Annotated in this window: 15 protein-coding genes; 4 read left to right on the top strand and 11 right to left on the bottom strand. The window is 63.4% G+C overall.

Features of this window, described 5'->3' with window-relative positions; translation table 11 throughout:
• Position 1: 1 nt before the first annotated feature.
• Both AC07O2_RS02525 and AC07O2_RS02520 read right to left on the bottom strand, forming a co-directional pair.
• A complete protein-coding gene (locus AC07O2_RS02525; RefSeq protein ID WP_495074160.1) occupies positions 2-1204 on the bottom strand; it encodes an MFS transporter in 1203 nt (400 codons plus the stop codon).
• A 4-nt stretch (positions 1205-1208) separates the two neighbouring features.
• Positions 1209-3467, bottom strand: coding sequence for an FUSC family protein (locus AC07O2_RS02520; RefSeq protein WP_495074159.1), 2259 nt, complete (start codon positions 3465-3467; stop codon positions 1209-1211).
• A 183-nt stretch (positions 3468-3650) separates the two neighbouring features.
• On the opposite strand from AC07O2_RS02520, the gene AC07O2_RS02515 reads away from it, so the two are divergent.
• Both AC07O2_RS02515 and AC07O2_RS02510 read left to right on the top strand, forming a co-directional pair.
• The gene (locus AC07O2_RS02515) at positions 3651-4049 is read left to right on the top strand and encodes a 3'-5' exonuclease (RefSeq protein WP_495074158.1); all 399 of its coding nucleotides are present in this window, start codon (positions 3651-3653) and stop codon (positions 4047-4049) included.
• A gap of 179 nt (positions 4050-4228) precedes the next feature.
• Positions 4229-6022, top strand: a complete 1794-nt coding sequence (locus tag AC07O2_RS02510) for an ATP-dependent nuclease (protein WP_495074157.1) — start codon at positions 4229-4231, stop codon at positions 6020-6022.
• A gap of 299 nt (positions 6023-6321) precedes the next feature.
• Here the strand turns inward: AC07O2_RS02510 and AC07O2_RS02505 are convergent, their stop codons facing one another.
• From AC07O2_RS02505 to AC07O2_RS02485, 5 genes are all read right to left on the bottom strand, one after another.
• On the bottom strand, positions 6322-7263 hold the full coding sequence (locus AC07O2_RS02505; protein WP_495074156.1) for a GSU2403 family nucleotidyltransferase fold protein: 942 nt from the start codon (positions 7261-7263) through the stop codon (positions 6322-6324).
• A 116-nt stretch (positions 7264-7379) separates the two neighbouring features.
• On the bottom strand, positions 7380-7946 hold the full coding sequence (locus tag AC07O2_RS02500; RefSeq protein ID WP_495074155.1) for a YdeI/OmpD-associated family protein: 567 nt from the start codon (positions 7944-7946) through the stop codon (positions 7380-7382).
• Between the two features lie 87 nt (positions 7947-8033).
• Positions 8034-8738 carry an esterase gene (gene ypfH / locus AC07O2_RS02495; protein WP_495074154.1) on the bottom strand — a complete coding sequence of 235 codons (705 nt, stop codon included), beginning with the start codon at positions 8736-8738 and terminating at the stop codon, positions 8034-8036.
• Positions 8739-8991: 253 nt separating this feature from the next.
• A complete protein-coding gene (locus AC07O2_RS02490) occupies positions 8992-9498 on the bottom strand; it encodes a MepB family protein (RefSeq protein ID WP_495074153.1) in 507 nt (168 codons plus the stop codon).
• A gap of 306 nt (positions 9499-9804) precedes the next feature.
• A complete protein-coding gene (locus tag AC07O2_RS02485; RefSeq protein WP_495074152.1) occupies positions 9805-10491 on the bottom strand; it encodes a dienelactone hydrolase family protein in 687 nt (228 codons plus the stop codon).
• 335 nt (positions 10492-10826) lie between these two features.
• On the opposite strand from AC07O2_RS02485, the gene AC07O2_RS02480 reads away from it, so the two are divergent.
• Positions 10827-12953, top strand: a complete 2127-nt coding sequence (locus AC07O2_RS02480; protein ID WP_495074151.1) for a TPR end-of-group domain-containing protein — start codon at positions 10827-10829, stop codon at positions 12951-12953.
• Between the two features lie 321 nt (positions 12954-13274).
• Here AC07O2_RS02480 and AC07O2_RS02475 read toward each other — a convergent pair whose 3' ends face one another.
• From AC07O2_RS02475 to AC07O2_RS02460, 4 genes are all read right to left on the bottom strand, one after another.
• Positions 13275-13619 (bottom strand): PRC-barrel domain-containing protein, encoded by a 345-nt coding sequence (locus tag AC07O2_RS02475; RefSeq protein ID WP_495074150.1) that lies wholly within the window; start codon positions 13617-13619, stop codon positions 13275-13277.
• Positions 13620-13780: 161 nt separating this feature from the next.
• Complete coding sequence (locus AC07O2_RS02470; protein WP_495074149.1) at positions 13781-13966, bottom strand: hypothetical protein; 186 nt, start codon at positions 13964-13966, stop codon at positions 13781-13783.
• 9 nt (positions 13967-13975) lie between these two features.
• Entirely contained in the window at positions 13976-15310 is a 1335-nt protein-coding gene (yjjJ, locus tag AC07O2_RS02465) for a type II toxin-antitoxin system HipA family toxin YjjJ (RefSeq protein WP_495074148.1), read from the bottom strand.
• Between the two features lie 196 nt (positions 15311-15506).
• Positions 15507-18077 (bottom strand): chemotaxis protein CheW, encoded by a 2571-nt coding sequence (locus AC07O2_RS02460; protein ID WP_495074147.1) that lies wholly within the window; start codon positions 18075-18077, stop codon positions 15507-15509.
• A 234-nt stretch (positions 18078-18311) separates the two neighbouring features.
• Between AC07O2_RS02460 and AC07O2_RS02455 the strand changes: the two genes are divergently transcribed.
• Complete coding sequence (locus tag AC07O2_RS02455; protein ID WP_495074146.1) at positions 18312-19085, top strand: tRNA-uridine aminocarboxypropyltransferase; 774 nt, start codon at positions 18312-18314, stop codon at positions 19083-19085.
• The last annotated feature ends 143 nt before the right edge of the window (positions 19086-19228 follow it).

Raw genomic sequence — 19228 nt, 5'->3', positions numbered from 1 at the left:
TTTAAACGCCCGGTTTTTGCACCCTGGGCTGCCAGGCCAGCCCCAGCAGCGCCACGCCGCAAAAGCCCGCCCCCGCATAAAACGTGGCCGCCGCGCCCAGCCCGTCCCACAGCAGGCCGGCCAGCACGCTGGCCACCAGCATCGCCAGGCCGCTGACCAGGTTGAACAGGCCGTAGGCCGTGCCGCGCAGCGTGGCCGGCGCGGTGTCGGCCACCATGGTGGCCAGCAGGCCCTGGGTCATGCCCATGTGCACGCCCCACAGCGTTACGCCGGCCAGCACCACGCCCCAGTGGCTGCTGTGCGCCAGCACCAGGTCGGCGGCCACCAGCACCAGCAGGCCGATGGCCAGCAACTGCCTGTGCCCCACGCGGTCCGACAGCTTGCCAAACGGGTAGGCCGACGCGGCGTACACCAGGTTCATCGCCACCATCACCAGCGGCACCAGGGCCACAGGCATGCCGCCCTGCTGGGCGCGCAGCACCAGAAACGCCTCGCTGAAGCGCGCCAGCGTGAACACCGCGCCTATGGCCACCACCCACCAGTAGGCCGGGCTTAGCTGGTGCAGGTTCTCGCGGCTGATGGGGTTGCTGCGCTTGGCGCCGGGCTGGGGTGCGGGCTCCTGCAGGCCAAAGAACAGCAGGGCCACGGCCAGCGCACCCGGCACTACCGCCACCCAGAACACCGCGCGGAAGTCGTTGGCCCACAGCAGCATCAGCCCCACCGCCACCAGCGGCCCGGTGAAGGCGCCCACCGTGTCCAGCGACTGGCGCAGGCCAAACGCCGCGCCGCGCAGATGGGGCGGCGTGATGTCGGCCACCAGCGCGTCGCGTGGCGCACCGCGTATGCCCTTGCCCACCCGGTCCAGCAGGCGCGCCGTCAGCACCAGGCCTATGCCGGGGGCGATGGCAAACAGTGGCTTGGTCAGCGCGCCCAGGCCGTAGCCCAGCAGGGCCAGGCTCTTGCGCTTGCCCAGGTAGTCGCTCAGCGTGCCCGAAAACACCTTCACGATCAGCGCGGTGGATTCGGCCAGCCCTTCGATGATGCCCACCGTTAACGTGCTGGTGCCCAGCACCGTCACCATGAACAGCGGCAGCAGGCTGTGCACCATCTCTGAAGAAATATCCATCAGCATGCTGACGAAGCCCAGTACCCAGATGCCGCGCGGTATCTGGCCCAGCGTGCCGGGGGCGTGTGGTGCGGCCATGGGCTCAGCCCGCGCGCTGGGCTTGCGTGGCGGCGCGGCGCAGGTCGCGCGCCATGCCGGTGGCCAGCGCCAGGCGGCGCAGCAGCCAGGGCGTCAGGTCGTCCTGCTGCAGCGGGTCGGGCCGGGGCTGAAAGGGCTTGTCTATCAGCGCCTCGGGGCTTTCTTCGCCACTATCCACCTCGCCATCCAGGCCGGGTATGGCGGTGTCGGGCGCGTCCTTGGGCGGCGCGGTCAACGCGTCGCTGATCTGCTGTGCGGCTTTTTGCAAGGCCGGCGCGGCTACCGCCATGTCCAGCTGCGGGCGGCGCAGCAATAGCAGCGATTTGATGGCCGTCAGCTGCGCCAGCAGCCGGTAGCTGCGGCCCTGCACGGCCTCCAGTGGCTCCAGCGCCGGGCGCACCTGGCTGGGTTCGGCCAGGCTGCGCTGGGTGGCTTGTGTCAGGGCAGACAGGCTGTCATACGCCTCGCGCCGCGCCAGCCGCCAGGGCAGGTCAGACGCCTGTGCCGGCTCGCTCAGCGCCAGGGCCAGCTTGGCGTGCTGGCTCTGTGCCTGCAGGCTGCGCCGCACCAGGCCGGGCAGCTGGTTGCGTTCCCAGGCCGGCAGCACGTAGCTGAAGATCCAGGCCAGCGCTGCGCCCAGCAGCGTGTCGCCCACGCGCTCGGCCACTGCAAAGCTGGGCGCCACACCCACCAGCAGCATGTGCGCCTGCAGCAGCCCGGCCAGCGTGGCAAAGATGGTGGTGTACAGGTAGCGCCGCAGCGCAAACGCATGCGCCAGCCCCATGGACAGCGCGGTAATGGCCAGCAGCGTGCGTGCGCCCGGGTGCGTGGCCAGCACGCCCATCACCATCAGGCAGCCCAGCACCGTGCCTGCCACCCGCGCGTCACGCCGCTGCAGGGTCTGCGCCAGGTTGCCGCGCATCACCACCACGATGGTGGTCAATATCCAGTACTTGTGCGCCGCCCAGGGCAGGTGTTGTGACACCAGGTAGCCCACACCCACCGCCAGCGTGGCGCGCAGCGCATAACGCAGCGTGGGCGCGCGCCAGGTCAGCTGGCCCAGCAGCGGCGCCCAGGCCCAGCGCGTGGGGCTTACAAACAGCTGCCACTGCGTGCGCACCGCTGCCAGCTCGGGCGGCAGGTCGCCGCGCGCCAGGGCGGCTATGCGCACCGCCTCGTCGTTGATGTGGCTGATGCGGTCGGCCATGCTGTGCAGCAGGGCCACGGCGCGCCGCTCGGCCGGCAGCACCGCCTCGTCCATGAAGCTGTGGCGCGGCGGCAGCGACTTGACCAGGTCGCCGCGCAGCGGGGCGATGGGCGCCAGGGCCTGCAGGCGCTTGCCCAGCAGCAGCGACAGGCTCAGCTGCTCCAGCTGCAGCGCGGTGGTGTTCAGCACCTGCTGCAGCGCGGGCAGGCGCACGGCGCTGCTCTCTACCAGCAGCAGCATGTCCAGGTCCAGGTCGCAGGCCAGCTGGTGGTCGCGCGCCTCCAGCAGGCCCAGCAGCACCGCCGCCATGCGCATGCGCGCCGGGTTGGTGGGCGACTCCAGCACCACGTCGCGCGTGTTCTGCAGGTGGTCGGCAAAGGTGGCCTGCTGCTCCAGCATTTTGGCCAGCAGCGCCTGCGGGTCGGCACTGGGCGTGAAGCGCTGCGCCTGGGTGCGCAAAATCTGCGCAAAGCTGTGCATGCACTCGGCCAGCAGCTGCACGCGGTAGCGCCGGTTCAGCCAGTGCGTGGTGCACACGCCCCACACCAGGTACAGCCCCGCGCCCAGCGCAAACCAGCCGCCGTGCACCGCTATCTGGTCCAACTCGCCCACCGGCGGCGCAGCCATGGAAAACAGCATGGAGAACAGCAGCGAAAACGTCAGCGGCCCGCCGCGCTTGCCCCAGGCCATCACCATCACCGCCAGAAAGGTGCCCGCCACCAGCACCACGCCCAGCAGCAGCACGTCTTCACGCACCAGCTGCACCAGCATGAACAGCGGCGTGCCCAGCAGCGGCGCCGGCAGCATCTGCATGATCTTGCGCCGGCGCGGCGCGGGCACGTCCGGCAGGCTGGTGATCAGCACCCCCACCGCCGCGCTGGACGCACCCGCCAAGCCAGCCGATTCAAAGATCAGCAACATGATGGCGATCAGCCCCAGCGTCACGCTCAGCCCGTTGACCACGTAGTGGCTCAGCGCCACGCGCAAGAAGTTTTCGCCTCGGGAGAGGAGGCGGGTGGAGAAGTTGTTACGCGGGGGGCTAGACGGTGCAGCCATGGGCGGGGAGGGCAGTCATGGCGGGCAATTTAGCAGAGATGGGGGCGGGTCGGGCGCGGTGTGTGGGCTGGCAAACGTCCTCTACTTTGAGGATGCCGCTCCCCAGCGTGCGAGAGCCGGTGGGGCAACATGTAACAACGTTGCAATTAGAAACATAGAGAGGGCGCACCTGCGCCAATTGGTATGGTCGTTCTGTTCCCCTCACTCAGCTCTTGCGTGTCGCGCATGACTTCTGGCGAAAAGCGTTTAGCCGAGCGGCTGGAGCAAAAGCTGGCGGACGACTACCCCACCATAGACCTGTGCGTCCGCGCGCTGGAGCAACGCAGGCTGCCCTTCAACGTGCGCAAGCGGGCGGGCGACTTCAGACCCGGCGCGAACGCCATCCAGATCATGACCATGAAGGTCAGCAAGGGCCTGGAGTTTCCGTTGGTGGCGCTACCTGGTGTGGGGCATATGTCTGTGGCGGGGGAGGATGAGCAGGAGGCGGCGCGGGTGTTTTATGTGGCGGCCACGCGGGCGACGCAGAGGTTGGTGATTTGGGTGGGTGGGGATGGGGGCTTGGGGGTGCAGTTGAGAGTGTGAGGATTTGTACAAGTAGCGTGCGAGCAAATGTGTCCTAGGGTGGCCCCCCTAACTGTCAATTCTGACCACAAAGCAATGAAATCAATGATTTCGCCAAAGCATAAGAAGCACTAAATAAATGAAGCTTTCGGCGTGACGATTTACGGCAATTACTCTATTAGGGAGATCAATTTTTTCTCATGTCAACTACTCGCATTACATCCGTACACTTCAAGCGATATAAGGCCTTTGCGAATTTCAATATATCGCTTCAGGATTTCAACGTTCTTGTAGGCCCAAACAACGCGGGGAAATCGACAATTATTGGAGTGTTTCGCATACTTGCAGAGGGACTGCGCAGAGCACGTACTCGCAAAGCGGAACAAGTTCTGGCGAATGGTATTCGGAGATGGGGGCATCGTTTCAACATCGCAGATTTGCCAATATCTTCGGAAAATATATTTCACGACTATGATGAATCGGAGCCTGCAGAGGTTACGTTTAGGCTCTCAAACGGCAATAAATTGATTCTTCATTTCCCAGAACCAGGTTCATGTTTTCTCCTACCCGATTCATCGAGTGGAAAAGTTGATTCGCCAACCATCTTTAAACAAAAATTTGATATCAGTGTTGGCTTTGTGCCAATTCTCGGCCCTGTCGAGCAACATGAACTTCTATACCAAGAAGAGGCAGCACGGCGAGCATTAATGACCAGTGGCGCATCCCGAAATTTTCGAAATATTTGGCAACATTATCCCGAGGGGTTTGATCGTTTTAGAAGCCTGATCCAGAGCACATGGCCAGGCATGGATATCGAACGCCCTGAAATTCAGCAGGGAAACACTCCGCAGGCGAGAGTTTTGAAAATGTTTTGCCCTGAAGAACGTTTTCCACGAGAAATCTGTTGGGCAGGATACGGCTTTCAAGTTTGGTGTCAAATGCTTACGCACATTGTGAAATCGGTGGACGTTGATCTACTGGTCATTGATGAACCAGATATCTATTTACATGCTGATCTCCAAAGACAACTAGTCGCGTTGCTTCGTGACTTGGGGCCTGATATATTGATTGCCACGCACTCGACAGAAATAATCTCAGAGACCGAGCCAAGTAGTTTGCTGAGCATAAATAAGAAGAAGAGGTCCGCGTCTAGAGTGAAAGACGTTAGTCAGATAAAACGGGTCTTCTTTGCCTTGGGTTCAAATCTCAATCCAACACTTACTCAAATAACAAAAACACGCCGCGTGATATTTGTCGAAGGATTGGACTTCGATATATTGGCCCGCTTTGCGCGAACAATGTTATTTGATCGTTTAGCAAATCGAACTGATTTTGCATTGGTAAAGCTTGACGGATTCAATCCCAAAAGAATGGAAGACTTGGCAGCTGGCATTGAACTGACGGTGGGTTCAAAAATGAAAAGAGCCGTAGTGCTTGACAGAGACTATCGTACTAAAGAAGACGTTCAACAAATAGCAGGCGAACTAAAGAAGCACGCAACTCTCATCTACATACATAAATGCAAAGAAATTGAAAACTATCTTCTAAGTCCAAATGTATTGACTAGGGCGGTGAAATCACGACTCGCTGAACGGGTGCGTCGTGCGGGCGGTGAATTACCTCCGTGCCCCGACGTTGCATTGCTACTTGAAGAGATCACGGCAGAGTTAAAGAGTGAAGTGTTATCGCAAATCGTAGCGCGACAACTAGATATGGCGAGGAAAAATCATCCCAATTTGGATGCAGCTACAGTCACCCAAAAAGCATTTGAAGATTTCGAAGAAATTTGGAAAGATCCAAAATCACGGTTAACAATTGTTCCAGGCAAAGAGGTTTTGGCGCGTCTAAATACACGTTTGCAGGCAAGCATTTCAATTTCGGTCAGCGATGTCCAAGTGGCATCGCATTTTTTAGTTGCTGACATTCCTGAAGATCTTCGCAACTTGATCAATGCCCTCGAAGTATTCAGAAGCACCGCCATTGATGGCGATTGATCCTACTAAGGATGCGAGGGGGGCTTTGCTAAGCAACTACTACGAGCAACTTTTCCAGCGACGCACTTTCGCGGGCGAAGAACGGTTATTCGCTGTGGAACATACGACGGAGGCATACCTCGACAGCAAGCCAACCCGCAACGGCAAACCACTCATCCGCCCCGAGCGCCACGCCGCCTTCTGGTCCAGTAGTTTCCTGACCGACTTGTCCGCGCAAGCGTGGCGTGTGGTGCGCTGGTTTGCTCATTATTTGATAGCTGGTTGCGCATATTCCACGGAGGCTACAGGCACGGTTGGTATCAATACTGCGGCAAATATTTGTCCAACAAGGTTTGCACGGTATCCGCCTGAAGCACATCCCGGCGTCGTTTGAGAGCTTCTCGATCGGCCTGGTTGGCCATCCACCGTTTGAACGCGACAAACGTGGCGGGGTGCACGGTGTTCATGCGCGCCATGGTGCCGTTGGTGGCCACAATGACGGCAGAAAAGGCGGGGGAGTCCAGCAGCACATTGGCGCGGCGCGCCTGCACTACCCAGAAGTCTTCGTCTTCATCGCTCAGTTTGATGGGGTGCGGGTCGTCGCCTGCACGTTCGCGGCGGATGATGTCGACTTCAAAGCCGTCTTTGTTGACGGCGGTGTATTTTTGACCCTTGCGGATACGAAAGCTGCTGTCCACTTTTTTCAGCACGCCCAGCATGGAGCTGTCTACCTTGGCAAGCTGGGTCTGGAAGAGGATGCGCTTGCGGGTGTCCCACAGCAGGTCCATGTCGCGGGTGGCCAGCGCGTCCGAGTCCAGCCGCACCCCGGCAGTGGCCTCATAAGCGTAGAGCGCGTGGGTGCCCACCACCCGGAAGTGCGGGCTTAATTGGGTGCTGGCTAAACGACCCAGCAGCGCCACCACCAAAGGGTCCACCCGGCCCACGCGTAAGGCGCGGTTGAGGCGCTGGTGTTGTTCCAGGGCAGCTTTGAGGCCAGATACGCGCTCTGCGCTTTCTTGCTTGCGCTTGGTAAAGCGCTCATAAATGGCTTCAGTCTCGGTTGTGCGGGCTCCGAGGCTGGTTTCGGCTCCGGCAGGTGTGGTGCGCACCAGATATTTGGCTTCGGGGGTGGCAGGTGGCCCGGCATGCCAGTACATGCCGCCGCGCACGTGGGCAGCTTCCTCTTGGGCTTCTTCCAAAGCCTCGAAGGTGGAGACGGCATCAATGTATTGGCGTGCAATGGTGGCGCTGGTTTCTAGCATTTCGGTATGTTAGCGTTTTTCTATATTTCATACCGTAAACTATTTAAATTCATGCACTTATGGGTTTTTATTTGGTTTTTAATAGGTTGGGCTAGACCATTCGCTAGCGAGACATTTCAAGGGCTTTCGTCGCGCGCCAACTTTGCCAGCAGCTCCGCCATGCGCTTCTGCCGCGTTTCGGGGCGCTTGGCGCTGTGCAGTCGGTGGTAGATGGTGAACAGGCTCTGGCGTTTGAGCGTGGCGTAGAAGGCGTGGGCTGCGGGGTCTTGTTGCAGCGCCGCCAAAAAGTCCTCGGGCATCACCATGGTGGCGCTGCCGGCGTAGGCGGTGGCCCAGCGCCCGTCACTGCGCGCGGCTTCTACCTGCGCCAGGCCGGTGGGCTGCATATGCCCTTGTGCGATGAGCCGCTCGGCGTGCTGCACGTTTTTCTGCGACCAGCCTGAGCGCGCGCGGCGCGGCGTCAGGCGTTGCAGGAATGAGGTGTCGTCCAAGCCCTTGCGCAGCCCGTCGATCCAGCCCCATGTGATGGCGGCCACCACGCAGTCGTCCCACGTCACGCTGGGCTGGCCGGTGGCCTTTTTGAAGATGCGCACCCACAGCTCGGTCTCGCTGGCGTGGTTTGCCTGCAGCCAGGCGTGGAGCTGCTCGGGCGCCTCGAACGTGTAGTGTGCTGGTTTGCTCATGATTTGATAGCTGCTGGAGCATATTCCACCTGCGTCAGTGGCCTGTTTGGCATCTAGGTCACGGCGTCGGTGGCGCGCGGCGGCGGGCTAGCTACCCTGCTGCTGTGCAGCCGCTTTCTGCACTTCTTCCCATTGGTGTTTGGGAATATGGCCTGTCAGGCGTTCGAGCACCAGGTCCATGACTTCGTCAGTAATTTCATGTGCCAGAAAGGGGATGACGTCTGCCGTAAGGTCGCCGCCCAGTCCCACCAGGCGCTCTGCGGCGGCTACGCAGTGGCCGTAGTGGATGACGGGGTCCGCCTTGCCGTGGATGAAATGCAGCGTGGTCTTCTCGGGCGCGCTGCTGGGCAGCTGCGCATAGCGGCTGGATAGCACGATGATGCGGGCAGCCAACGCGGGTTCGACCTGCGCGGCTTCCAGCGCCATGGTGGCGCCCTGCGCAAAGCCAAAGAGGGCCGTGGCACCGGGCTCTACGCCACTCTGGGTTTGCCAGTAGCGCAGGTTGTGCACAAAGGCGGGCACGGCCTGTGCCACGTGTGCGGCGCGCTGCTCGTCATCGATGTCTTGCGTTGGGTACCACTGGCCACCCACTTCTGCGTCGGCAGGTTGGGACTCCGCCCCGTCGTAGGGGTACGGCGCCTGCACGCTGACGATGAAGGCATGGGGGAAATGCGCGGCCAGGCGCTGCCCCAGGGGCTCCATGTGCCGCGCACTGCCGCCCTCGCCGTGGTGCAGCACCATGAGTTGCTGGGCCGGCAGGGCGGGTTGCTGGATGACGATGGAGTCTGACACGAAGAGTCCTTTTAAAACATGCCGTGCATTTTCTGCGGGAATGGCGCTGCAGAGGGATGGGGGGCTTCTCCAGGTCTACGACTGACCCATGGCCTTATGCGCCGGCTCTGCCCAAGTGCTTGCCAAAGAACAGTGCAGCGCCCGGTCCCAGGCCGGCTGGGCCCACACGGGGAGTACTGAGCAGCCTTGCGTGGCCCATTGGCAGCCACAGGGTATGTGCTCGCCAGCAGCAGGCAGCGACCAACGCTGGCATTTACCCCGTCAGCAGGGCCTTGAGTCGCGCCAAGTCCACCGTCTCACGCTGGGTCATATCGACAAAGTACCGCAGTTGCCATGCCTGTGTGCGCTGCGCCTGGCGGCTGGTGGTGGTGTCCCACGGCGGGTACACGCGCAGAGCACGCTTGCCGCCTTGGTCGCTGCTGGCCACCACGCCCTGCGCTGCCAGCACGGCTGTGGTGAAGATGAATTGCCCAAAGTGCGGGCCGCTTCGGCTGCTGACCACAAACACGTCCACCGGGTCGCCCAGGTCAAACGGCTGTATGGGGCCGCCACCTATGCGCTTCCACAGGGTGACGAATTGGCCCACCTTGGTGGGCGTGGTTTTGGCCACGCGAAAGCAGCAGCGCAAGCCGTTGAGCCGCAGCGTGCAGGCCGCGTAGTCGGCGCTTTCTGCCTCGGGCTGCAGCTGTGTGAAGTGGTAGCCGCAGGGCCCATAGGCCAGGTCTTGCGCGGCCAGTAGGTCGGGGTGGGGGTTATGCATGTGGCCGGTACGGGGTGCGGGTGAGGTGTGAACGGCGGCGTGGGTTCCGATGGGCGATCAGCCGGTGCTGGTTTGGTGCCGGGGCGAAGTGGCGATGGGGCGATGGGGCGATTGTGCCAAGCGCGCATTGGTCGCTGCTGCTTTGGTGCCCATGCATTGCTCTGCGCAGCCAACACCTAGCGAGTGCCGGCACGGAGGTTGTCTGTAGGACGCGGTGCTTCTCTTTTTGTAGCTGCTGGCGCTTATTTTATCTGCGCCAGAGGCCATTTTGGCATGTAAGCCGCAGCGGCCCACATGCCAGCCTGGTCAACCCAGATGTTTGCCAAAGAAGTGCAGCGCCCGGTCCCAGGCCTGCTGGGCCCACACCGGGTCGTACTGCGTGGCCGGGATGCGGCCGGGGCCGACGGCTTCTTCGTTGGCAAACGCGTGGTGGGCCAGGTAGCGGTGGAACTCGAAGCTGACGTCTGCGGCCTTGAGCTTTTCTTCCAGCGCGGCCACGGTGTCGATCTTGAAGAACTCGTCTTGCGTGGCCCAGTGGCCTTGCAGGGGGATCTTGATTTTGCTGGCGTCTATGTATTCCAGCGGCGGGCAGCCGTACCAGACGACGGCGGCATCCAGCTCGGGGGCCTGGGCGGCCAGCAGGGTGAGTGCGCCGCCCATACAGAAGCCGGTGAGGCCCAGCTTGGGTGAGCGGGCCTTCATGAACTGCAGCGCCCCGCGGATGTCCTGGCTGGCGGCGTCGCCGAAGTCCAGGCCGGTCATCAGGTGGTGGGCTTCTTCCTGCTCCACAGTGGCTTTGCCACGGTACAGGTCGGGCACCAGGGCCTGGAAGCCGGCGGTGGCCAGGCGGTCGGCCACGCCCTTGATCTGGTCGTTCAGGCCCCACCATTCCTGGATGACCACAATGGCCGGGGCATTGCTGGCGGCTGGCTCGGCCAGGTAGCCCTGCACGGTTTTGCCGTCGGGGCGTGCGAAGTTGACTAGGGTTCCCATCGTTGCTCCTTGTTGGTTGAGAGGGTCAGCGCGGTATTGTGGTCAGAACGCGTGGCCTAGGGTGGTGTGGGGGGATTGGGTGTGGGCTGGATGGCGGTCGTGCCGGCGCACCGCACGGGCTTGCAAAGTGGCGCGCTAGTTTTTTGATAGCTGCTTGCGCAAGTGCTATCTGCGCTGGAGGCCGATTTTCTTCGAATATTTTGAGCGGGCTGCTGAGCCGTATGGTTGGGGGGCGTGCGCGTGCGACTGGCCCCATCGAGCCAGCTTTGCACCCGGCCGGTACAGGGCGCCGTAGCCCCGACAATGCAAGCCCCACCGCGCTACCCATCATGCCCATGCCACTCTCCTTGCCCCGCTCCTTCGCCACCTTGTGCTCCTGGGCTGCACTGTCCACCGCTCTGGCGGCCAAGCCTGTCGATTCGTACCCCCGGCTGTCCGACAACACCGCCGGTTCGCAGAGCCTGGAGGTGCGCAAGGTCTTGCATGGCGATGTGGATGGGGTGTTTGCCGTGCCGCGCACGCGGCAGGTGGTGGCTGCGGCGGGAGGGTATTTGTGGAAGTTCAGCGCCCAGGGCGAGCTGCTGGATTCGCTGCGCGAGCCTTCCAACCTGTACACCTCGGGTGTGGCGTTTACGCCGCTGTACTACATCGACTGGGTGTTCACCGGCGAGCGGCAGCGCAAGGCCTATGGCCCGCCGTTGAATGGCAATGCGCTGAGCCCTGCCGAGCTGTGGGCTACGCTGGACAAGGCCGACCTGGTGGAGTTTGGCGAAACCGACACCACGGCCTGGGCCTATATCTGGAAGGCGGGCAAGGCGCAGATCATGGACATCACCGCCCACCACAACCAGGTGGATGACTACTGCCACCCGCGTACCCACTCGGCCGAGGCGCTGCGCTGGAACGCCACCTGCCTGGACGGCTACCGCACCCGCCCCCAGGCCTGGAAAGAGGTGGAGCCCGAGCAGTTTGACGGCTACAGCGACAGCCCGCCCCCGCGCGCGACGGTGGTGGACTTTGACCGCCGCAAATACCACATGGAAGAGGGCCTGGGTGGCCAACTGTTTGGCGCCACCATTGGCCGGGCGCTGAAGGCCTGGGGCGTGCCCGGCGGGCTGCCCGAGCGCTATTGGTTTGGCGATGCGCACACGCAGCTGCACGTGGGCAGCGAGGTGATCCAGTTCAAAACCTTTGTGGCCCATGCGCGGGGCGATTACCGCTTCTCCGACATGCGCTGGTGGGACCCGGCGCCGGTGGTGCCCGGTGCCAGCCCCTGGTTCACCCAGCATATGCGGACCTATATGGAACGCTCGGGCGAAGAGGCGCTGCTGCCCTATTACGAAAAAGACATTGGCCTGTATGTGGTGCGCCCCAAGGGCACGGGCCAGCCCGCCGCAGCGCAAGGCCCGCTGCCCGAATGGCGGCCTGTGTTTGAAGGCCCAGATACGCGCAACGCGGCGGTGACCGGCATGGTGGAGTTTGCAGCCCAGCCGTCCGCACACTATTGGCTGCGCAGCCCGCCCCCGGCCAAGCGCTTGGGGGGCATGGGCCCCAAGGTGGACGTACGTGCGCTGTGGCCCACGTTGCGCCAGCTGCCCGCCGCGCTGCAAGTGCAGTGGAACACCGCGTACGACCAGGACGCCACCGTGCTGCGCGTGACACTGGATGCCGAGGAAACCGCCTCCGCCTTCCAGCAGCTGCGCAGCAACAAGGCCCAGGCCGTACCGCTGGAGCTGGTGGTGCGGGTGCCCGACTTGCGCGGCAGCATGGACGGCATGCAGGTGCAACTGCGCAGTGGCAGCACGCTGCTGCCCTTGACGCAGGCGCGCTTCAGCTATGTGCTGAAGCCACCGGTGGAAAAGGTGTCTGACCACGCCTTGCGCGGCGTGCTGCAGACTGCCACGGCCGCCGCCAAGCTGCCGGGTGCCGCGGGCCTGCCCGCCTTCCTGAAGCAGGCGCAGACCTTGGCGCAAGACAAGGAGCGTGCCGAAGCCCTGGCACCCAACGTCACAGCCGCCTACGCCGAGCTGATCAACGCCTACAACGGGCAGAAGGATTTCAAGGCCGCGGCCACGCTGGTCCGGCACTACCTGCAAGAGGTACACCCGCTCATAGGCCACTACAGCAAAGACCCTGGCCAACCCTACAACATCACCGTGATCGCCAGCCAGACGCTGGCCATCTACAGCCAGCTGGCGCCGCAAGACAAGGACCTGGTCCCCGCAGTGATGGCCACGCTGATCGGCCCCAACTTCAACCCGCAAAAGCAAACCAACGGCACGCTGATGTACAACCTGGCCTGCCACTACGCCGTGACCGGCGATAAAGCCCGCATGCTGGAAGCCCTGGCCGTAGCCCGCCGCCTGGGCAAGCGCCCAGAACAGTTCATGGCCGACTCAGACTTTGCGCCGTACCAGAAGGACGCGGAGTTTTTGCAGGCATTGGCGGCCGCACAGCCGTGATGCCTGGGTGGGGCAGGGGGGCATCCAGTCGCCTTTGAGTCCCGCGTATTTGCTGCAGTTTTTGTAGCTGCTGGCGCAGGTATTGCCTGCGCTAGATGCTGATTTTCCTGATTGGATACATGCCTCAGATGGCGACCCCGCACATCAAAGCCCCCGTTCGCCCTGAGCTTGTCGAAGGGCCTGCGAATGGAGCCCTTCGACACCTCAGGGCGAACGGTTGTGGTGGTGCGTCTGAGGTATGAACCAGGTGGTTTTCTCTAAACTTGGCTTGTCAGCGGCCGCGCTATAGCGTCCTTGGTCGTGAGGTTGCGTCGTGGGTGGCTACATCCAGTCCACGCCGTAGTGGTTGTACACCTTGCGTCCATACGCGTCCGAGTATTCCGGGGTTTCGTCGGAAGCGTAGTGGGGTGCACCTTCGAGCTGCGTTTTGTCCACAGGGACAACATAGCCCTCGCGCTGGGTGTCGTACTTGAGCATGCTCCACGGAAGCGGGAACCGGTCTGTGCCCATGCCCAGAAAGCCACCAAACTCCATGACGGCATAGCGCACCACGCCAGATTGTCGGTCGATCATCAGGTCGTCGATGGACCCCAGCTTGTCGCCATTGCCGTTGTAGACAGCACTGCCTTCAACCTTGTCCGAAGAAATAATTTGGCTATCAATCATCTTGAATCTCCTTCAGGTACAGCCAGCCAACAAGATGTTGGCGGGTCTGAAGAATGGTTATCCGCCGTTCGGCTTGAAGCGGCCAGCGGTGTGCAGGCTGAACCCGCGTAGGACCATGCGCCTTGCGCCCGGCGGCACCACTTTTGCGGAGGGGCCGGGCTTTACGCAAACAAGCGCTGCACGGCCGGGTCCAGGCTCAGGTCTTGGGGCGTCAGCTCGCCGGTGCTGCACTGCTGCAACCAGGCCAGCGCAATGCGGCACAGCAGGGTTTGCTTGTCTGCTTGCAGCGGGGTGCCGGTGGTGACGGAGACCACGGCGTCTATCTTTTCCAGACCCGATCCGCCCATCGCCGTACCCTAACTGTCCACGTGCACTGCATTGGCGGCGGCGATGGCCCTGAAGTCTGCGGACACCCGTGTGTCGCTGGCGGCGGTGTGCCAGAACGTGGTGGCCAGGGCGCGGGCCTGTTCCCATTCGGGCAGGGTGGCGGCGGTGGGCTGCAGCGGGCGGGCTGCAAAGTCGCGGGGCACCAGCTCGCCGCCCACGGGGGCGTACAGCATGGGCAGCATGTCGTAGGTGGGGGACAGCACCCAGTCGTCGTCTTGCAGCAGTAGCGAGATGTTGCCGTAGTGGCGGTCGGTGTTGGCGATGAGGGTGCCAAACGCCTCCAGCAGGCGTAGCGTGTGGGCGTCGGTGGCGGTAAGCAGATGGCGGGCGGCCATGCGGTTGGCGGTGGCGGCCCAGTTGTCCATGTCGCCGACGTACTGCGCGTCGTATACCTGCAGCGACACCATGCCGATGCGGCCTACTTGCCCCTGTGGCGTGCCAGGTGCCACGCGGTCAAACCGCTCTGACTCCAGAAACACGCGCCCCGCCTCCAGGAACACCTGGGAGCGCGCCGCAGGCAGGCCGGCAGCTTGCAGGGTTTGCAGCGCCAGGTGTTCGCACACCAGCAGGTCGCGCAGGCGTTGGTCCACCGGTGCGTCGCCAGCGGGCGAGAACTTCACCAACACCGGGCGTCCAGCGGTGATGGTGCAAAACTTGGGCTGCTCGCCCCCGGCGGACGAGCCGCCGTGCGTGCCTTGCATGGCCTGGTCGGCCAGGCGGGGGTAGTCGGCGGCGGAGTCCACCCGCGAGGCGCGCTGGGGCAGGGTGTGAAAGCGCTGGAATGCCGTTTCGCCCAGCACCAGGTTGCCGGGCAGGTCGTCGCCAAACAGGGTGAGGGCACGCAGCACGTCGTCGTCGCTCCACTGGCGCGGGTCGCTGCCGAGTTGCAGCTCGGGGTGGGCGTGGGCGAAGGTGCGGCCCATGAAGCCCTGGGGCCGCATATCGTCCAGAAACCAGGGCAGGCCGCCGTGCAGGGCGCTGACGCCATCGGCTTCGTCCACCCAAAAGGCTCCGCCCACCAGCGGCACCAGGCGCGCAAATGGCGAGGCCTGGCCCTGGGTGTCGATGCGCATGATGGGCACTTCGTGGCCCACACCAGGCACGGTGCGTGGCAGCACGTAACGCTGCGAGCGCGCGGCCCCCACTTTTTGCACCTGTCCCGACTGGATGAGCGGCGCCAGCGCGCGCGACACCGTGGGCTGGCTCACGCCCAGCAGGGCTTGCAGCTCGGCGCTGGTCAGCACGCCGCCTTGGCGGCGCAGGGCTTGCAGGGCGGTTTGGGTCAGGTTGGGGGATGCCGGCATGGATGGATTTGTGAATATATTATTTTTACATAAAACCCATTTAAATCAAATAATTAGAGTCTACTGTGAATAGATAAATTAAATTCAATGCGGGTTGTGCAGGCAGTGTGGCCGCACGCTGCGAATTTGCTGCGGTTTTGATAGCTGGTAGCGTAGGTATTTACTGCGCTACCAGCTATTTTTGCGTGGATTTTCTTTACGCAAACAAGCGCTGCACGGCCGGGTCCAGGCTCAGGTCTTGGGGCGCCAGCTCGCCGGTGCTGCACTGTTGCAGCCAGGCTAGCGCAATGCGGCACAGCAGGGTTTGTTTGTCTGCTTGCAGCGGGGTGCTGGTGGTGACGGAGACCACGGCGTCTATCAGCGATACGGCGTTGGGGTCGGTGGTGGTGCGCAGGGCTTGCAGGGTGCGGGTGTCGATATCGATCATGCCGCCCAGGGCGTCGACGCGCAGCGCGAATTCACGCTGTCTGCCGTCTTCCATCGGTATCTGCAGCACCAGCATCTGGCGCGTGGGGTCGGGCTCGCGCGAGGGGGGCGTGCCGTGGGCGCCGATGACGCCGTGCAGGTCCAGCACCTGGTAAACCTTGCCTTCAATTTGCGCGAAGCCCAGCATCGGTGGGCGGGCACTGCCGGCGCTCATCACGGCGGTGTCAGCCGCCGCGTTCAGGATGTAGCGCACGTCCAGGCCCAGCCAGTGACCGGCGATGCCAAAGGTGCCCATCTGCAGGTGGTGCTCGGCGGGAATGCGTGGCGTCTGGCGCACCACGGGCAGGTCGGCGTTGTCCTTGCCGCTGCGCGGGCAAAGGTGCCGCAGCGCCTGGCAGCGCAGGCCGTGCGTGTAGTGGTCCACAGTGCCGAACTCGCGGTAGCCGCGCCCGGGGGCGTCGCCCACGCCGTACAGCTGGCCTTGCATGTCGATCACCGGCTGGCCAGACATGGCCTCTTGCAGCGGTGCGTTGCTGGGCCGCTGCATGCTGTTCGGGCTGGTGTGCAGCAGTTGGCCGCTGGGGTCTACAAAAGCCAGCAGGTCTTGCGTGCCCATGCCTTCGGAGCAGTCTTGCAGTATGGATTGCATTTGCGCATGCGCATCCCAGACGATGGCGATGCCACCCAGCGCTGCCGCCTGGCGGGCCTGCGGGTTGTGAATGGCCGCGGCATAGACATAGGTGGGGCCATCGGCATAGAAGCGGCTGGGTGCAAAGGGGCTGACGGTGTAGTCCTGCTCGCCACCCAGGCGCAACGTGGTGGCTACCCAGGTCTCATCCAGCACCGTGCCCACGTGGTGGGACTGGCTGGGTTGGGACAAGGCCAGCACCTGGCCTTGGCGGTCAAACAGCACCAGGCAGGCATAGACGGTGTACAGCCCGTTGATCTGCTGCAGCACGGCGGTGGATTGGCCGCAGCCGATGGTGCCGGCCTGCAGCGTGGCCGCGAACTGCGGCGTCAGCGCCCACCAGCGGCAGTCGTTGGCGCGCTCGTACAGGTTGCGGTCCAAGATCTGCATGGCCAGGTCGGCGCGGTGCTGTACATCGCGCAGCATGGCGCGCATGACCACCTCGTGCAGATCGCGCAGGGCGCTGGCAAAAGCCTGGGCGGTCTTGTGGGCCGTGGCGCCGATTTCAGACAGCAGGGTTTTGGCGAACAAGGTGTCGCGGGCCTGCGACTCGGAGCCGTTGGCGGCCAGATGGTTCAGCTCCAGCAGCCCGTTCCAGACCGAGCGCTCCAGGGCCGACTGGATGGCGGCCGAGCGCTTGGGGATGTGGCTGAGCTCGCCAGCCAGAAAGTCCGGGTTGGCACAGACTTCGTCCATCAGCGCGAAGGTGCTGTCGTTGTCGTCCGCGTCAAAGGCGCCGTCCAGCGGGCGCATGGCCAGGCCGCGCCAGCCCGGGCCGGTATAGCCCTGGAAGCCCACGCTGTCGCGCACCACGGCCAGGTATTTGCGGCCCAGATGGCGCAGCATGAACGTGCCTGGGCTGGCGGCCTGGGGCAGTTGCCAGCCCTGTGGGAGTTGCAGGGCGTCGCTGGAATGCAGCACCTGGCCCTGGGGGCTGACCAGGGCCAGCACGGCGTCGTGGCCCTGCGGGTTGTCGCCCTGTACCTGGGCAAAGATGGCGGCGGCCTCGTCGGCCAGCTTGAACTGCAGGCACAGCACGCCCGACGGCCGGCCGGCCACGGCGACTGGTTGGGCGTAGAGCAGCGTGGGGGCTGTGCCCTCGCAAAAGCCGTGCACGGCATAGTGCTCGGTATAGGCGGCCTGGCTGCTGCGCACCTCCTGCAAAAAGGCTGCGTCTTGCGCACTGACTGGGGGGCTGTGTGTTGCTGCCGCAGGCAGGGAGGCCTGCAACTCCGACTGCGCGTCAAACAGAAAAATATTGCCGTACACCGTGTACTTGCTGGCATAGCTGCGCAGGCGGGCTTCCATGGCCGGGCGCTGGCTGGCATCGGCCTGCGCCAGGTAGTCGGCAATGGCCACGTCGGTGGCAAAGAAGCCGATGTCGGCCGTGCGCTCGAACAGGTTGCGCACCAGGATGTCGATGCTGACCTGGGCCTGCGCGCCCAGGTCGTCCAGCGCGGTCTTCAGCGCTTCGCTGGACAGGCCAAGCATCATCTCTTCGGACAGCGCGGCAAAGTCCTGCCGGGCACGGGCCAGATCGCCACCGGACGAGGCTTTGGCCGATAGTGGCGAGAGCGAGGACAGCAGCGACAGGCTGTCCCACGCAGCCTCTATGAGTCGTAATTCTTGGCGTTGTTGCTGAACGCTGGGCATGTGGCTCAGCAGTTGTTTGGGGTGTAGGAGTGGATGGGGCTGCTGCATGGTCACTGTTGGAAATAACGGGGCAGGCACAATTCTTTGTGTTTGTGTTCCTGCGTATCAAATGTAAGCAACTGTTATGCCCATGGGGCCAATGGTAGATCACTCAGGCGACACCCGACCACGCCCGACGACACCCGACGACACCCGACAATAGGGCCTCTGCCCACGCCATTCCCAAGACTCCCCATGCCCCACGCCACGCCCTTCGCGCACCATGCACCCCACGCGGTGTCCCGCCTGCGCTCTGCCCGTTTGGCGCGCAGCGCCAAGCCTTTTCTGGCGCGGGGCGGCTCCAAGGTAGAGCGCTGCACAGGTTGTCGGCTGGCACCCAGCCACTGCATGTGCGCGCTGCGTCCGGCGGTACCTACGCGGGCCGGGGTGTGCCTGTTGATGGCCGATATCGAGCCGCTCAAGCCCAGCAACACCGGCTGGCTGATCGCCGACGTGGTGGCCGACACCTGGGCCTTTGGCTGGGCCCGCACCGAGGTGGACCCGGCCCTGCTGACCCTGCTGGCCGACCCGCAGTGGCAGCCCTACCTGGTGTTCCCCGGTGAGTTCGTGGCCCCCGGGCGCGTGGTGACGGACCTGCTGCCGGTGGCTGACACTGCCCCTGCCCCTGCCCCGGCCAAGCGCCCGCTGTTCGTGCTGCTGGACGCCACCTGGCCCGAGGCGCGCAAGATGTTCCGCAAAAGCCCGTATCTGGACCGGTTGCCGGTGCTGAGCCTGCAGGCCGAACGCATCTCGCGCTACAAGCTGCGCCGGTCCCGCCGCGACGACCACTTTTGCACCTCCGAGGTAGCCGGCCTGTGCCTGGAACTGGCTGGCGAACTGCACGCCGCACAGACCCTGGAGGCCTATCTGGACGTCTTCACCCACCGCTATCTGCAAGCCAAGCAGCAGCAGCCCGTTGACGCGGACAACGCGGCGCACCAGCAGCTGCGGGGGCTGCGGTTGGTGTGAGTTTGCTATTTTTATGATAGCTGATGGCGCAGTATTTATATGCGCTAGGGGCTTGCTGGGTATGGATTTTGGATGCCCCTAAAGTCCCGCCTGTGCTCTGAATAGCCCTGCACACCGCAGGTTCACAGGGCGTCTATAAACTT

Source organism: Rhodoferax sp. GW821-FHT10B06, assembly GCF_059415605.1.
Note: the sequence above shows the minus strand (reverse complement) of the source record. Positions and strands in the feature narration are given on the sequence as shown.

Excerpts from the sequence above, each read along its gene's own strand:
- AC07O2_RS02525 (WP_495074160.1), bottom strand. The coding sequence starts at position 1,204 with ATGGCCGCACCACACGCCCCCGGCACGCTGGGCCAGATACCGCGCGGC.
- AC07O2_RS02520 (WP_495074159.1), bottom strand. The coding sequence starts at position 3,467 with ATGGCTGCACCGTCTAGCCCCCCGCGTAACAACTTCTCCACCCGCCTC.
- AC07O2_RS02515 (WP_495074158.1), top strand. The coding sequence starts at position 3,651 with ATGGTCGTTCTGTTCCCCTCACTCAGCTCTTGCGTGTCGCGCATGACT.
- AC07O2_RS02510 (WP_495074157.1), top strand. The coding sequence starts at position 4,229 with ATGTCAACTACTCGCATTACATCCGTACACTTCAAGCGATATAAGGCC.
- AC07O2_RS02505 (WP_495074156.1), bottom strand. The coding sequence starts at position 7,263 with ATGCTAGAAACCAGCGCCACCATTGCACGCCAATACATTGATGCCGTC.
- AC07O2_RS02500 (WP_495074155.1), bottom strand. The coding sequence starts at position 7,946 with ATGAGCAAACCAGCACACTACACGTTCGAGGCGCCCGAGCAGCTCCAC.
- AC07O2_RS02490 (WP_495074153.1), bottom strand. The coding sequence starts at position 9,498 with ATGCATAACCCCCACCCCGACCTACTGGCCGCGCAAGACCTGGCCTAT.
- AC07O2_RS02485 (WP_495074152.1), bottom strand. The coding sequence starts at position 10,491 with ATGGGAACCCTAGTCAACTTCGCACGCCCCGACGGCAAAACCGTGCAG.
- AC07O2_RS02480 (WP_495074151.1), top strand. The coding sequence starts at position 10,827 with ATGCCACTCTCCTTGCCCCGCTCCTTCGCCACCTTGTGCTCCTGGGCT.
- AC07O2_RS02475 (WP_495074150.1), bottom strand. The coding sequence starts at position 13,619 with ATGATTGATAGCCAAATTATTTCTTCGGACAAGGTTGAAGGCAGTGCT.
- AC07O2_RS02470 (WP_495074149.1), bottom strand. The coding sequence starts at position 13,966 with ATGGGCGGATCGGGTCTGGAAAAGATAGACGCCGTGGTCTCCGTCACC.
- yjjJ (WP_495074148.1), bottom strand. The coding sequence starts at position 15,310 with ATGCCGGCATCCCCCAACCTGACCCAAACCGCCCTGCAAGCCCTGCGC.
- AC07O2_RS02460 (WP_495074147.1), bottom strand. The coding sequence starts at position 18,077 with ATGCCCAGCGTTCAGCAACAACGCCAAGAATTACGACTCATAGAGGCT.
- AC07O2_RS02455 (WP_495074146.1), top strand. The coding sequence starts at position 18,312 with ATGCCCCACGCCACGCCCTTCGCGCACCATGCACCCCACGCGGTGTCC.